General features: G+C 70.5%; 17 protein-coding genes. 4 read left to right on the plus strand and 13 right to left on the minus strand.

What is annotated here, in order from left to right; all coding sequences use genetic code 11:
- Positions 1-5: 5 nt before the first annotated feature.
- Positions 6-668 carry an O-methyltransferase gene (locus tag BKA15_RS07805; RefSeq protein WP_179749577.1) on the plus strand — a complete coding sequence of 221 codons (663 nt, stop codon included), beginning with the start codon at positions 6-8 and terminating at the stop codon, positions 666-668.
- A 45-nt stretch (positions 669-713) separates the two neighbouring features.
- On the opposite strand, the gene glgC is transcribed toward BKA15_RS07805, so the two are convergent.
- Entirely contained in the window at positions 714-1,937 is a 1,224-nt protein-coding gene (gene glgC, locus BKA15_RS07810) for a glucose-1-phosphate adenylyltransferase (protein ID WP_179749579.1), read from the minus strand.
- Between the two features lie 89 nt (positions 1,938-2,026).
- Between glgC and glgA the strand changes: the two genes are divergently transcribed.
- Positions 2,027-3,205, plus strand: a complete 1,179-nt coding sequence (gene glgA / locus BKA15_RS07815) for a glycogen synthase (protein WP_179758319.1) — start codon at positions 2,027-2,029, stop codon at positions 3,203-3,205.
- Here glgA and BKA15_RS07820 read toward each other — a convergent pair whose 3' ends face one another.
- The 9 genes from BKA15_RS07820 to BKA15_RS07860 form a co-directional block, all read right to left on the minus strand.
- Entirely contained in the window at positions 3,206-3,694 is a 489-nt protein-coding gene (locus tag BKA15_RS07820) for a YbaK/EbsC family protein (protein WP_246322290.1), read from the minus strand.
- 82 nt (positions 3,695-3,776) lie between these two features.
- Positions 3,777-3,944: a DUF3117 domain-containing protein gene (locus BKA15_RS07825; protein WP_179749581.1), complete on the minus strand. Its 168-nt coding sequence runs from the start codon at positions 3,942-3,944 to the stop codon at positions 3,777-3,779.
- 113 nt (positions 3,945-4,057) lie between these two features.
- Entirely contained in the window at positions 4,058-4,618 is a 561-nt protein-coding gene (locus BKA15_RS07830; RefSeq protein ID WP_312878861.1) for a DNA-3-methyladenine glycosylase I, read from the minus strand.
- Positions 4,615-5,088, minus strand: coding sequence for an SRPBCC family protein (locus tag BKA15_RS07835; RefSeq protein WP_179749583.1), 474 nt, complete (start codon positions 5,086-5,088; stop codon positions 4,615-4,617). The genes BKA15_RS07830 and BKA15_RS07835 overlap by 4 nt, the downstream gene beginning before the upstream one ends.
- A 2-nt stretch (positions 5,089-5,090) precedes the next feature.
- Positions 5,091-5,393: a DivIVA domain-containing protein gene (locus BKA15_RS07840; protein WP_179749585.1), complete on the minus strand. Its 303-nt coding sequence runs from the start codon at positions 5,391-5,393 to the stop codon at positions 5,091-5,093.
- A 503-nt stretch (positions 5,394-5,896) separates the two neighbouring features.
- Positions 5,897-6,586: an LOG family protein gene (locus BKA15_RS07845; protein WP_312878862.1), complete on the minus strand. Its 690-nt coding sequence runs from the start codon at positions 6,584-6,586 to the stop codon at positions 5,897-5,899.
- A 61-nt stretch (positions 6,587-6,647) separates the two neighbouring features.
- On the minus strand, positions 6,648-7,712 hold the full coding sequence (gene dapE, locus BKA15_RS07850) for a succinyl-diaminopimelate desuccinylase (RefSeq protein WP_179749587.1): 1,065 nt from the start codon (positions 7,710-7,712) through the stop codon (positions 6,648-6,650).
- A gap of 27 nt (positions 7,713-7,739) precedes the next feature.
- Positions 7,740-7,970 carry a helix-turn-helix domain-containing protein gene (locus tag BKA15_RS07855; protein WP_179749589.1) on the minus strand — a complete coding sequence of 77 codons (231 nt, stop codon included), beginning with the start codon at positions 7,968-7,970 and terminating at the stop codon, positions 7,740-7,742.
- Positions 7,970-8,578 (minus strand): DUF2975 domain-containing protein, encoded by a 609-nt coding sequence (locus BKA15_RS07860; RefSeq protein ID WP_179749591.1) that lies wholly within the window; start codon positions 8,576-8,578, stop codon positions 7,970-7,972. Before BKA15_RS07860 ends, BKA15_RS07855 begins: the two co-directional genes overlap by 1 nt.
- A gap of 86 nt (positions 8,579-8,664) precedes the next feature.
- Here BKA15_RS07860 and dapD point away from each other — a divergent pair, with 86 nt between their 5' ends.
- Positions 8,665-9,597: a 2,3,4,5-tetrahydropyridine-2,6-dicarboxylate N-succinyltransferase gene (gene dapD / locus BKA15_RS07865; RefSeq protein WP_179749593.1), complete on the plus strand. Its 933-nt coding sequence runs from the start codon at positions 8,665-8,667 to the stop codon at positions 9,595-9,597.
- Between the two features lie 2 nt (positions 9,598-9,599).
- Positions 9,600-10,427, plus strand: a complete 828-nt coding sequence (locus tag BKA15_RS07870) for a hypothetical protein (protein WP_179749595.1) — start codon at positions 9,600-9,602, stop codon at positions 10,425-10,427.
- Positions 10,428-10,460: 33 nt separating this feature from the next.
- Here BKA15_RS07870 and BKA15_RS07875 read toward each other — a convergent pair whose 3' ends face one another.
- The 3 genes from BKA15_RS07875 to BKA15_RS07885 are packed head-to-tail and all read right to left on the minus strand — an operon-like array spanning position 10,461 to position 12,843.
- Complete coding sequence (locus BKA15_RS07875; protein WP_218871123.1) at positions 10,461-10,892, minus strand: MAPEG family protein; 432 nt, start codon at positions 10,890-10,892, stop codon at positions 10,461-10,463.
- Positions 10,889-11,860, minus strand: a complete 972-nt coding sequence (gene gshB / locus BKA15_RS07880; RefSeq protein WP_179749597.1) for a glutathione synthase — start codon at positions 11,858-11,860, stop codon at positions 10,889-10,891. The genes BKA15_RS07875 and gshB overlap by 4 nt, the downstream gene beginning before the upstream one ends.
- Positions 11,857-12,843, minus strand: coding sequence for a glutamate-cysteine ligase family protein (locus BKA15_RS07885; protein ID WP_179749599.1), 987 nt, complete (start codon positions 12,841-12,843; stop codon positions 11,857-11,859). Before BKA15_RS07885 ends, gshB begins: the two co-directional genes overlap by 4 nt.
- Positions 12,844-12,910: the final 67 nt, after the last annotated feature.

The following is a 12,910-nucleotide window of genomic DNA, read 5'->3' on the forward strand; positions in this document are numbered from 1 at the left end:
GCGGCATGGATGCCCTGTCGGAACAGGAAAGGACCGCTCCGTCGGCGGCCTCGTGGATGTTCGCCGAGGACTTCGCCGCTGAATCCGATGCCGCGACGAAGGCCCGGCAGGAGGCCGAGGACCTGGGCGTCAAGCCGGTCAGCCCCGGTACGGCCGGGGCCCTGACCCTGCTGGCCCGGCTGGTCCGCGCCTCGCACGTGGTGGAGATCGGCACCGGGTCCGGCGTGTCCGGGCTGGCCCTCTACGCCGGCATGGTCCCGGACGGGATCCTGACCAGCGTCGACATCGAGCCGGAGCACCAGCGGATCGCCCGTCAGGCCTTCACCGAGGTCGGCATCGAGAGCCGCCGGATCCGCTTGATCGCGGGTGCCGCCCTCAGCGTGCTGCCGCGGCTCAGCGACGGCGCGTACGACCTCGTCTTCGTCGACGGCGACAAACTCGAGTATCCCGACTACATCGAGCAGGCGCTGCGGCTGCTCCGGCCGGGCGGCGTGCTCGCCGTCGACAACGCGCTCTGGCACGACCGGGTCGCCGACCGGTCCCAGGACGACGACGAGACCCTCGCCGTCCGGGAGACACTGGACCGGATCCGCGACGACGACGACCTGATCTCCTCGCTGCTGCCCTGCGGCGACGGGCTGCTGATCGCCGTGACCCCGGTCGGCTGAGCCCTTCGTCCAGGGCACCCTTCGATAGGCTCAGGGCACGGTTGATCAGCGTTTGATGGTGATGCCCTTGCCGACCACGGTGATGCCGCCGTCGGACACGGTGTAGCCGCGGGCCCGGTCGGCATCAAGATCAACTCCGACCTCGGCACCGGGTGCCACGATCACGTTCTTGTCCAAGATCGCGTTCCGGACCACGGCGTCCGGGGCGACCTGGACCCCGTTCAGCAGCACCGAGCGGTCGACGGCGGCGCGCTCCTCCACCCGGACGTTCGGCGACAGCACCGAACTGTCCACCGAGCCGCCGGAGATGATGCAGCCCGGGCTGACGATCGAGTCCTCGGCGGTCCCCTCCAGGACGAACTTCGCGCCCGGCATCTGCACCTGGTACGTCCAGATCGGCCAGTCCAGGTTGTACAGATTGAAGACCGGGTCGACCGAGACCAGATCCATGTGCGCCTCGTGGTAGGCGTCGATGGTGCCGACGTCGCGCCAGTAGCTGGCGTCCCGGCTGGTCGCGCCCGGCACGGTGTTGGCGGTGAAGTCGTACACCCGGGCGTCGCCGCCGGCCACGAACGCCGGGATGATGTCGCCGCCCATGTCGTGCCGGGAGTCGGTGTTCTCGGCGTCGGTGGTCAACATGTCGACCAGGGCCTCGGCGGTGAAGATGTAGTTGCCCATCGACGCGAAGCTGGAGCCCGGATCGTCCGGCAGCCCGGGCGGCACGGCCGGCTTCTCCAGGAAGCTCTTGATCTTGCCGTCGGCGTCGGCGTCGATCACGCCGAACGAGCTGGCCTGCTTGCGCGGCACCCGGATCCCGGCGATCGTGCAGCCGCTGCCGCCCTCGATGTGAGCGTCCAGCATCTGCTCGACGTCCATCCGGTAGATGTTGTCCGCGCCGAACACCACGACATGATCAGGTGCCTCGTCGATGATCAGGTTCATCGACTGGAAGATCGCGTCGGCACTGCCCTGGTACCAGCGCGGGCCGAGCCGCTGCTGCGCCGGCACCGGCGTCACATAATTGCCGAGCATCGTCGACATCCGCCAGGTCAGCGAGATGTGCCGGTCCAGCGAATGAGACTTGTACTGGGTGAGGACGGCGATCTGCCGCAGGTTGGCGTTGGCGAGGTTCGACAGCACGAAGTCGATCAAGCGGTACGTCCCGCCGAACGGCACCGCAGGTTTGGCACGGTCCATCGTCAACGGCATCAGGCGCTTGCCCTCGCCCCCCGCCAACACGATCGACAGCACCTTCGGACGCGTCGCCATGCCCGCAACCTAAGCTGATCAACGGGCTTCCGACAAGCCCCTCCGCGGAAGCGTTCCGGTATGACACCATCGATCCCATGAGTGATCGTTTGGCGGTCGGGGTGTTGACGCGGGAGTACCCGCCGATGATCTACGGCGGCGCCGGCGTGCATGTCGGGCAACTGGTACCGCAGTTGCGCCGGCTGATCGACGTCGACGTGCACTGCATGGGCGAACCGCGGGACGGGGCGACCGCGCACGCCGAGGACTACCCGGCCGGGGCGAATGCGGCGTACCGGGTGTTCGGCGCCGACCTCGCCATGGCGGCCGCGATCGGCGATCTCGACCTGGTCCATTCGCACACCTGGTACGCCAACCTCGCCGGCCATCTGGCCGGGCTCTACCACGACATCCCGCACGTGGTCACCGCACACTCGCTGGAACCGCACCGGCCCTGGAAGGCCGAACAGCTCGGCGGCGGCTACCGGCTCTCCTCCTGGGCCGAGCGGACCGCGTTCGAGGCGGCCGACGCGGTGATCGCCGTCAGCGACGGCATGCGGGCCGACACCCTGGCCTCCTATCGTGATCTTGATCCGGCCAAGGTGCATGTGGTCCGCAACGGCATCGACACCGACGAGTTCGCCCCCGATCCCGGCACCGATCACCTGGCCGAGCTGGGCATCGACCCGGACCGGCCGACCGTGGTCTTCGTCGGCCGGATCACCCGGCAGAAGGGCCTGATCCATCTGGTCCGCGCTGCCGTACACCTTGATCAGGAAGCCCAGCTGGTGCTGCTCGCCGGGGCACCGGACACGCCGGAGATCGCCCGCGAGATCGGTGATGCGTTCGGCCGGCTGCAGGAGTCCCGTGATCATGTCGTCTGGATCGAGCGGATGCTGCCCCGCGAGCAGGTCCGGCAGGTGCTGTCCCGGGCGACGATCTTCGCCTGCCCTTCGGTGTACGAGCCGCTCGGCATCGTCAACCTGGAGGCGATGGCCTGCGAGACGGCCGTCGTCGCCAGCGCCGTCGGCGGGATCCCGGAGGTGGTCGTCGACGGCGAGACCGGGCTGCTGGTGCCCTACTCCCCCGACCGGGCCGGCGACCCGGACTACGTCGCGGCGTTCGAGGCCGACTTCGCGACCAAGATCAACTCGCTGCTGCGCGACCCGGACCTCGCCGAGCGGTTCGGCAAGGCCGGCCGGCAACGCTGCATCGACGAGTTCTCCTGGTCCAAGATCGCTGCCGAGACCGTCGACGTGTACCGGGCCGCGATCGCCCGGCACGCATGATCAGCTGACGTCGATCTCGGTGCCGCCGGTGAGCCGGAGCAGGTCCGGGTAGGTCCAGGGCACCACGGCGTGCGGGATGCCGCCGCCGGTCCACAACGTCTCGTACTGGGCCAGGTTCCGATCCACGACGGTACGGATCCGGGCCGGGTGCCCGACCGGCGCGACACCGCCGATCGGCTGTCCCGTGTGCGCCCGGACGAAGTCGGCGTCCGCGCGCCGGAGCCGGCCGCCGACGGTCGCCGACACCTTCTCCACGTCGACCCGGTAGGCGCCGCTCGCCATAACCAGGATCGGCTCCCGGTCACCGCCGTCGTGCGGCTCGACCGCGAAGATCAGCGAGTTCGCGATCGCGCCGACCGGGCAGCCGAGTTGGTCGGCGGCAAGCTGTGCGGTGGTCGCGGCGTCGGGCAGCATCCGGACCCGGCCGGGCAGGTTCTCGGCGATCAGGATGGCTTCCACGGCGACGCAGTTGGCATGGAGGGTGGTCAAGACGGTCCTTCTTCGTGGTGTCGAGGGCAGTACCGGATCGGCCCCGCAGTCCGAGCCGGACTGCGGGGCCGACGACACTCAGTCAGCCGACGACGGCTTTCAGCTCGCTGGCCAGTTTGGTGGCTTCTTCGGCGTTGAGCTCGACGACGAGCCGGCCACCTCCTTCGAGCGGCACCCGCATGACGATTCCGCGTCCTTCTTTGGTGACTTCCATCGGTCCATCACCGGTCCGCGGCTTCATGGCAGCCATCGCTCACCCTCAATCCCTTGTTGTCGACGATCTTCATCGGTTCGGCAGCTATTGCTGCAATTATTCCGCATCTGGCTCGCGACCGCAGGTCGGGTCACCGTCGAGGGCCCGGTTCAGCCGGTCTCGCAGGCTGCCAGATGGTCGTTCACCAAGCCGACCGCCTGCATCATGGCGTAGGCAGTGGTCGGGCCGAAGAAGCGGATTCCCTCCCGCTTCAGAGCCTTGGAGAGGGCAACCGATTCCGGCGTCTGCGGCGGCACGGCGGAGTCGTCGACGGGGCGCGGCCGGTCCGGCTGGGCGTAGGACCAGATCAGCTCGGCGAACGACTCGCCCATCCGGTTCACCACGGCGGCGTTGGCGATCGCGGCCTCGATCTTGGCCAGATTGCGGACGATGCCGACGTCGCCCATCAGCCGCTCCACGTCGGCCGGCCCGAACTCGGCGACCCGCTCCGGGTCGAACCCGGCGAACGCGGCCCGGAAGTTGTCCCGCTTGCGCAGGATCGTGATCCAGGCCAGACCGGACTGGAACGCCTCCAGGGTGAGCCGCTCGTAGAGTCCGGCGGCGGTACGGACCGGGCGACCCCATTCCTCGTCGTGGTACGCGACGTACTCGGGGGCCGACAGCGCCCAGGAGCAGCGCAGCCGGCCGTCCGGACCGGGCAGCGCGGTCACGCCAGCTCCCGGGAGAGGAGCCGGGCCAGCCGACGCAGGCTGAACGACAGCCCGGCCCGGAGCAACGGCAGCAGTGGGCGGACGAGCGGGGCGACGACGGCGCCGCCGGGCGGCAGGAACGATTCGGTCACGGCGATGATGCTGCCACCGGGCACTGACAGCACCTGGATCGTGCCGACCCCGGTGAAGCCGGGACCGAGATGCAGCACCTCGACCTCACCCGGCCCGCCGTCCGCGTCGGGTTCGCGCCAGCCGGCGACCACGAACCGGTCCAGCAGTCCGAATCGGAGCGGCCCGACCCGGAGGCCGGAGAACGCCTCGACCCGGACGCCGAGGCCGGTGGCGTGGCCGGTCCGGACCCGGACCATCGTGAGCGGGATCCAGCGGGCCTGGCCGGGCCAGTCGATCACCGCCCGCCAAGCGGCCGCCGCCGTCGCGTCCGCACGCACCGAGGCGGTGACCAACAGCACGGTCAGCGCAGTTCGTTGGCGGCGAGCTTCGCCTTGAGGTCGGCGATCGTGGCGTCCCGCTCGGCCAGCTCGCCGGCCAGCCGGTCCAGCACGTCGTCGACCTGGTCCATCGCGTACCCGCGCAGGGTGATGCCGAACTTGACGTCCGAGACGTCGGCCGCGGTCACCGGCTGGTCGTCCGGCCAGGGGTTCTGGCGGTACACGTCGCGGTCGGGCTCCCGGCTCATGCCACCAAGCTTGCCCGATCCCGCAACGGCGACCACGCCGAGCGCGACGACGACCAGGGCCGCGATGAACCACTCCATGGGCTCGATCCTTTCACGGCGCCGGGCTGAGCGGTCAGAGCGCCGCTCGAAGGGTGGCCACCGCCGCGTCGACGTCGTCGGTGACCGTGACCGACCTGGTCGCCCTTTCATCGCCGGCAAACCGGGTCTTGACAGACCCCCATCCATCCGGTGTCCGGAAATGTTCGTCTCCCAGTTGGGCGGGAAGGGCGAAGCTCACGTCAGGCGACGATGTGGTTCCCGACCCGACCTGAGAGAGTGATCGTGACAGTTGCCGGGCCGGTTGGGATCGGGGCGTGCGATCGCGGCGCTCGGGAGCCTTTCGCGAGCGCGACCTGGAATCGAGGACGCGCGCGGTCCGACCTCGCACCCAGACATTCGCCAAGGCGTTCCCGCGACGGGTGTGCAACACATTCGAGTGGCGAGAAATCGACCTTCATCCCGCCGAACCGCGTCGATTTCTCGCCACTCGATCCGAAGGCACGCCAGTGGGCTGTTGACGCCGGCTGCGCCGGATTCCGCGGTCAGAGCGCCGCTCGTAGGGTGGCGACCGCCTCGTCGACGTCGTCGGTGACCGTCACCAGGGACAGGTCCGCTTCGCTGATGAAGCCCTCGGCCAGGACGGTGTGCTCCGCCCAGTCCAGCAGGCCCTGCCAATAACTGCTGCCGAACAGCACGATCGGGAACCGGGTCACCTTCTTCGTCTGGACCAGGGTGAGCGCCTCGAACAGCTCGTCGAACGTGCCCAGCCCGCCGGGGAAGACGATGAAGCCCTGGCTCGACTTGACGAAGCAGACCTTGCGGACGAAGAAGTAGCGGAAGTTGATCCCGAGGTTCACGTACGGATTGAGGCCCTGCTCGTGCGGCACCTCGATGCCGAGCCCGACCGAGGTCCCGCCGGCCTCCAGGGCGCCCTTGTTGGCGGCCGCCATGATGCCGGGCCCGCCGCCGGTGATCACGGTCAGCCCGGCCCGGGCCAGGTCGCCGCCCAGCCGTTCCGCGGCGACGGCCATCGGATGGTCCGCTGCGGCCCGGGACGACCCGAAGATCGCCACCGCCGGGCCCAGGTCGGCAAGCGCGTCGAACCCGTCGATGAACTCCGCCTGGATCCGCATCACCCGCCACGGATCGGTGTGCACCCAGTCGGTGGGACCCCGGCTGTCCAGCAGGCGTTGATCATGGTTCTCGGCATGGCGTCGGACGATCTCGGTCACGCCGCCGACCCTAGTAGGTCAGCCGGATCCAGCCGGTCAACCCAGCCCGTCAACTCAGCGGTCAACCCAGCCAGGCGAGGAAGCCGGCACGGCACCGTTCCAGGTCCGCGGCCGGGCAGAACTCGTCGTCCGTGTGCGCCTTGTTCGGGTCGCCGGGGCCGTAGTTGACCGCCGGTACGCCGAGCGTGGCGAATCGGGCCACGTCGGTCCAGCCGAACTTCGGGCCGGGCGTGCCGCCGACGGCCGCGGCGAAGTCGGCCGCGATGGGGCGGTCCAGTCCCGGCCGGGCGCCCGGCGCGGCGTCGACCACCTCGAGGTCGTACGGGGCGAGCACCTCGCGGACGTACGCCTCGGCACCGGCGACGTCCTTGTCCGGCGCGAAGCGGTAGTTGATCAGCACCCGGCAGCGGTCCGGGATCACGTTGCCGGCGATGCCGCCGTCGATCCGAACCGCGTTCAGGCCCTCGCGATAGACCAGCCCGTCCACCTCGATCTCGCGGGCCTGGTGATCGGCCAGCCGGCGCAGCAGCCCGTTCGCGTCGTGGATGGCGTTGTGGCCGCGCCAGGAACGGGCCGAGTGCGCGGCGATTCCGGTGAACGTCACCGCCACCCGCATGGTGCCCTGGCAGCCGCCCTCGATCCCGGCGTTGGTGGGCTCGCCGAGCACCGCGAAGTCGGCGGCCAGCAATTCGGGCCGCTCCCGGGTGATCCGGAACAGCCCGTTGCGGTCGGCCTCGACCTCCTCGTTGTCGTAGAAGATCCAGGTCAGGTCGCGATTCGGCTCGGTGAGCGCGGCGGCGGCGGACAGTTGGACCGCGACGCCGCCCTTCATGTCGCAGGCGCCGCGGCCGTGCACGATCAGGTCGTCGCCCTCGCCGGTGATCGTGGCCGGCACGTTGTCCGCGATCGGGACCGTGTCCAGGTGACCGCCGATCACCACCCGTTCCCGCCGGCCCAGCTCGGTCCGGGCGATCAGGACGTTGCCGTCCCGGATCACCTTCAGGTGCGGGTACGCACTCAGGGCGGTCTCCACCTCGTCGGTGATCCGCTGCTCGTTGCCGCTCACCGATTCGATGTCGATCAAGGAACGGAGCAGGCCGGGCAGGTCTCCCTCGAGGTTCAGCACGGTTTGACCCTAACCCGGTCCGCCTCGTCACTGGCCGACCGGGACCACTTCGAACAGATCGCCGGGCTGACACTGCAGAACGTCGCAGATTGCGGTCAGGGTGGAGAAGCGGATCGCCCGGGCCCGCTGGTTCTTCAGCACGCTCAGGTTGACCAGCGAGACGCCGACCTGCTCGCTCAACTGGGTCAGGGTGAGCCGCCGTTCGGCCAGCAGCCGGTCCAGATGGCAGGCCACCCGGTGCTCCTCCTCGACCGGCATCAGACCAGGCCCGCCACGTCGGCCCGGAGCTTCGCGCCGCGGCGCAGGATCTCGCTGACCGCGGCCAGCACGCCGACCCCGACCAGCGCCGCGAGCCAGAGCGGCTGCACCCGGAAGACGTACTCGAAACCGTCCGGGCGCAGCGGTCCGGTGATCATGAGATCGGCGGCGGCCTGGCTCAGCGGCTTGCCGACCAGCCAGCCGGCCGCCGCGATCGCGATCCCCCGGGTGGCCCGGACCGCGAGCGTGGAGAACGGTTCGTCGCGGCGAAGTTGATCAAGCAGCCGCCAGAGCAGCAGGGCCACCGTGACGACCGCGAGCAGATCGATCAGGCCGGGCAGCAGGGCGATCAGCCGGAACCCGGCGCCGGCTCCGGCGAGCTCCCAGCGGACCGACCCGTCGAAGACGGCGGTGGCGCCGGAGCCGTCCCGGACCGGTGCCGGGGCCTCCTGGCCGATCAGGCCGGACCAGATCAGCGGACCGCCGGTCAGCCAGCCCGCCAGTGGTGCGACCACGCCGCCCAGGGCGACCGCGAGCACTCCGATGATGATCACCGCCCGGAGCGCCGCGTCGTCCGATCGGTCCCAGCCCCAGCGTTGCTTCTCCATACCGTCCCCCTCGGGATCGCTTATCGTTCTTCGATAATATCGATCATCGATAAGTTGTTCAAGGCCGGGCCACTACAGTTGCCCCCATGACCGACAGCCCGACTTCGTACGCGTCCGGTTGGGGCGTGGCGACGATCCACGACAGCGGCCAGGTGCTGGACACCTACTATCCGGCGCCGACCCTGGACCGGCTGCCCGCCGAGCCGCCCGCCGAGCTGGCCGGTGCCGCCGCCACCGATCCGGTGCGGCGGGTGCGGACCGAAGTGGTCGGGACCGAGATCGACCTCACGGCCGGCCCGGCCGACGCCGCGGACGCGTACCTGCGGCTGCACCTGCTGAGCCACCGGCTGGTCCGGCCCTGGCAGGTCAACCTGGACGGGATCTTCGGCGCCCTGGCCAACGTGGTCTGGACCTCGGCCGGGCCGTGCGCGGTGGACGGCTTCGAGGAGGTCCGGACTCGGCTGCGGACCGAGCGCGGCCACCTGACGGTGTTCGGCGTGGACAAGTTCCCGCGGATGATCGACTACGTGGTGCCGGCCGGGGTGCGGATCGCCGACGCGGACCGGGTCCGGCTCGGCGCCCACCTGGCCGAGGGCACCGTGGTGATGCACGAGGGCTTCGTCAACTACAACGCCGGCACCCTGGGCAAGGCCATGGTGGAAGGCCGGATTTCGGCCGGCGTGATCATCGGCAGGGACTCCGACGTCGGCGGCGGCGCATCGATCATGGGCACCCTGTCCGGCGGTGGCAAGCAGGTGATCTCGGTCGGCGAGCGCTGCCTGCTCGGCGCCAACTCCGGCCTCGGCATCCCGCTCGGTGACGACTGCGTGGTCGAAGCCGGCCTGTACGTCACCGAGGGGACCAAGATCACCCTGCCGGACGGACGGGTGATCAAGGCGATCGAGCTGGCCGGCCAGAACGGGCTGCTGTTCCTCCGCAACTCGGTCACCGGCAAGGTGGAGGTGCGCAACCGGCAGGGCAAGGCGGTCGAGCTGAACGCCGCCCTGCACGCGCATTGATCATGATCGGGAAACGTACCGCCGGGCTGGTCGCGGCGTTCGCCCTGGTCGTCGCCGCACCGGCCTGCTCCGGTCTCACCGAAGGCGTCCGGCCGTCGATCGCGGACAGCTGCATGATCACCACCGAGGAGACCTCGGTGGTGATCGACCTGGAACAGTCCCGGTATGCGGCGCTGATCGCCGGGCTCACCCTGAAACGGTCACTGCCGGCCCGGGCCGCCTCGATCGCCCTGACCACGGCCTACCAGGAATCCGAGATCCGCAACATCGACTACGGCGACCGCGATTCGCTCGGGCTGTTCCAGCAGCGGCCGTCCCAGGACTGGGGCACGCCGAAGCAGATCATGGACCCGTACTACTCGACCGGGGCCTTCTACGACGCCTTGGTCAAGATCAAGAACTGGCAGCAGCGGGACATCACCGAGGTGGCCCAGGCGGTGCAGATCAGTGCCTACCCGGACGCCTATCGTGATCATGAGTCGGACGGCCGGGCGCTGGCCAGCGCCCTGACCGGGCACTCCCCCGCCGCCATCGCCTGCCTCGACCGCAGCCCCGACGCGGGCGACGCGAAGGGGCTGGCTTCGGCCCTGCAGAAGACGTTCGGGAAGATCAAGATCGGCCGCGAGGGCGACACGGTGACGATCACCGCCAAGTCCGACACCGCCGCGTGGGCGTACGGGCAGTTCGCCGTCGCCAACCTGAAGACCTACGGCGTCGCGGCGGTCACCGTCGGTGATCAACACTGGCAGAGCGTCGCCGACGAACGGGCCGGCTGGTCCGCCGCGGAGGAGCCGGCCGAGGCGCGTCAGGTGATCATCACGGTTCGGTGATCCGACCGACGCTCGACGGCGGCCGCCCGACGCTCAGAACGCGGTGATCGCCGCGGCGACGGCCAGGCCGATGCCGAACAGATAGGTGCCCACCGCCCCGATCATCCGCTGAGGATCCTCCGCGGCAAGGGTGCTCGCCGTCACCATCCCGTACGCGTGGAGCAGCCGGGCCACGGTCGCGCCGATGATCAACGGCAGCGCCACCCAGACCGGGGCGAGGGCGCCGACCAGCAGGAACAGCAGCATCAGCGTCGGGACGTACTCGCTCGCATTGCCGTGCGCCCGCACCGCGATGAACAGCGGATCGGCCGGATCGGTGGGCAGTTGCGAGCCACCCTGCCGAGCCGTCACGCCGCGCAGCCGGGACACGTTGAAGCCGAGCAGGAAGATCATCGCGGCCAGGACGGCGGTGCAGACGATCGCCGTGATCAGGCCGAGGCCGAGGGAGTCGAGGTTGGTGATCATGCTGATGTCCTTTCCAGACAGGGGTCCAGGAGGTGGTCGAGCAGGTCGGCGCAGAGCGTCCAGCCGAGCAGCGCGTCGGCCTTGCGCAGTCCGCCGACACTGGTCACGTTGATCTCGATCAGGTACGGGCCGATGACGTCCAGCCCGGCCAGCCGGACGCCCATTCGGCGCAGGTCCGGGTCCAGCCGGGCGCAGATCTCCCGGTCCCGCGCGGTGATCGGTGCCTTGGCGCTGGGCTGGCCGATCCGGAAGTCGCCGCCGGCCGGGAAGCGATAGACCGCGGCCACCGGTGTCCCGTCGACCACGAAGACCCGCTTGTTGCCGGCCGCGACCTGCCGCAGATACCGCTGCACCAGCACCGGCCGGGAGCCGAGCGCGGTGCTGATCTCGATCAACGAGGCGAGATTCGGGTCGTGCCGGTCCAGCCGGAGTACGCCGCGGCCGGAGAACCCGTCCACGGGTTTGATCACCGCCGTGCCGTGCTCGGCCAGGAAGTCGCGGACGGTCCGTTCGGCGGCGGTCACCGTGGTCGGCGGGACAAGATCAGGAAAGCGGAGCGGGAACAGGTGCTCGCTGCACTCCCGCAAGGACTGCGGGGCGTTCACCAGCACCGTACTGGCCGGGTCGATCAGGTCCATGATCAACGTCGCGGCGGTGAAGACCTCGTCGACCGGCGGCTCGGTACGCAGGAAGACCGCGGCCGTCTCGTCCAGCCAGACCGGCCGGGTGTCCAGTACGGCGAACCACGGGTCCGGCACCCGCCAGCGGCAGCCGCGGTCCGGCCGGGCCGGCGCCAGCTCGATCCGCCGGGCCCCGGCGCGGGCGCGGCCGTCGACCGCCTCCAGCCTGCCCGCCTCGGTCACCCACACCTCCGCGCCGAGTTCCTGGGCGGCGTGCATCAGCCCGACGCTGGTGTCGGTCGCCGCGTCCAGCCGCTCCAGCGGGTCGGCGACGAACGCGATCCTCATCGCGCACCGCCGGCGCCGATCGCGCTGCCGGCGATGGCCAGCAGTTCAGCCGCCTGCGGGGCGTGCCCGGCCGCGGCCTCGGCCCAGGCCCGGTCCTGTTCGCCGGCCCGGGGCAGCAGCAGGTCGAGCGCGTCCCGGCGGGCACCGGGGTCGGTCAGCAGCGTCGCGACGGTCCGGACCGCGGCCTCGATCCGGTGGGCCGGCTGGGCGTCCAGGTAGCGCAGTTCGAGGTAGCCGCCGCGAGGCCGTACCGGCGGGAACAGGGTGGTCAGGTGATAGGCCGGGTCGGTGGTCTCCGGGATCGGCAGCCGCGGCGCCGCCGCGGCGAACGCCAGATAGGCGGCGACCGGATCGGCCGGGTCGAGATGCCGCCCGTCGTAGCCGGTCCGGACCGGGTCGAGGGCGCGCCAGATCCGGGTCCGTTCGCCGCCGGAGTTGTCGAACGCCACCGTCAGCGCGGGCCCGGCCAGGTTCGCGACCAGCCACTGCTCGCGCCCCGCGGGCCCGGGCAGCAGATCCACCGCCAGTTGTAGGGACGCGGTCAGCCGCATCATCCGGCGCCCGGCCGGTCCGGTCCGGTCGAAGATCGCCTGCATCGCCGTGTAGCGCGGCGTCGGCGTCCGCAGCGGCACCTCCGCCCAGCCGTGGTACGGGTTCACGCCGGTCGCCACCAGCCGAACACCGCGGGACCGCGCGATCGCCTCCGCCCGCTCGATCAGCCGGCCCAAATCCGCGACCAACTCGGCCGGCCCGGGCCGCGGCGCGGGGCTCAGTTCCAGCTGCCCGCCAGGCTCGAAACTGGGCCTGGCCGCGGCCACGAAGGCCGGATCGAACCCGGCGGTCAGGGCGGCCGGATCGACCGGACCGGGCCGGCTGGGATCGCTGACCGGGATCAGTTCGACCTCGGCCCCGATCAGGCCCGGACGGCGCGAGGGGGCGAACAGCTGCCGTACCGCCCGGCTCAGGTGTCTGGTCTGCTTCATGCCGCTACGGTCGCCCCGCTACCGGTACCGCAACATCAGTGGTGGCACGCAATCCGGTACTGCATAC

Source organism: Microlunatus parietis (genome assembly GCF_013407955.1).
GTDB classification, from domain to species: Bacteria; Actinomycetota; Actinomycetes; order Propionibacteriales; family Propionibacteriaceae; genus Microlunatus; species Microlunatus parietis.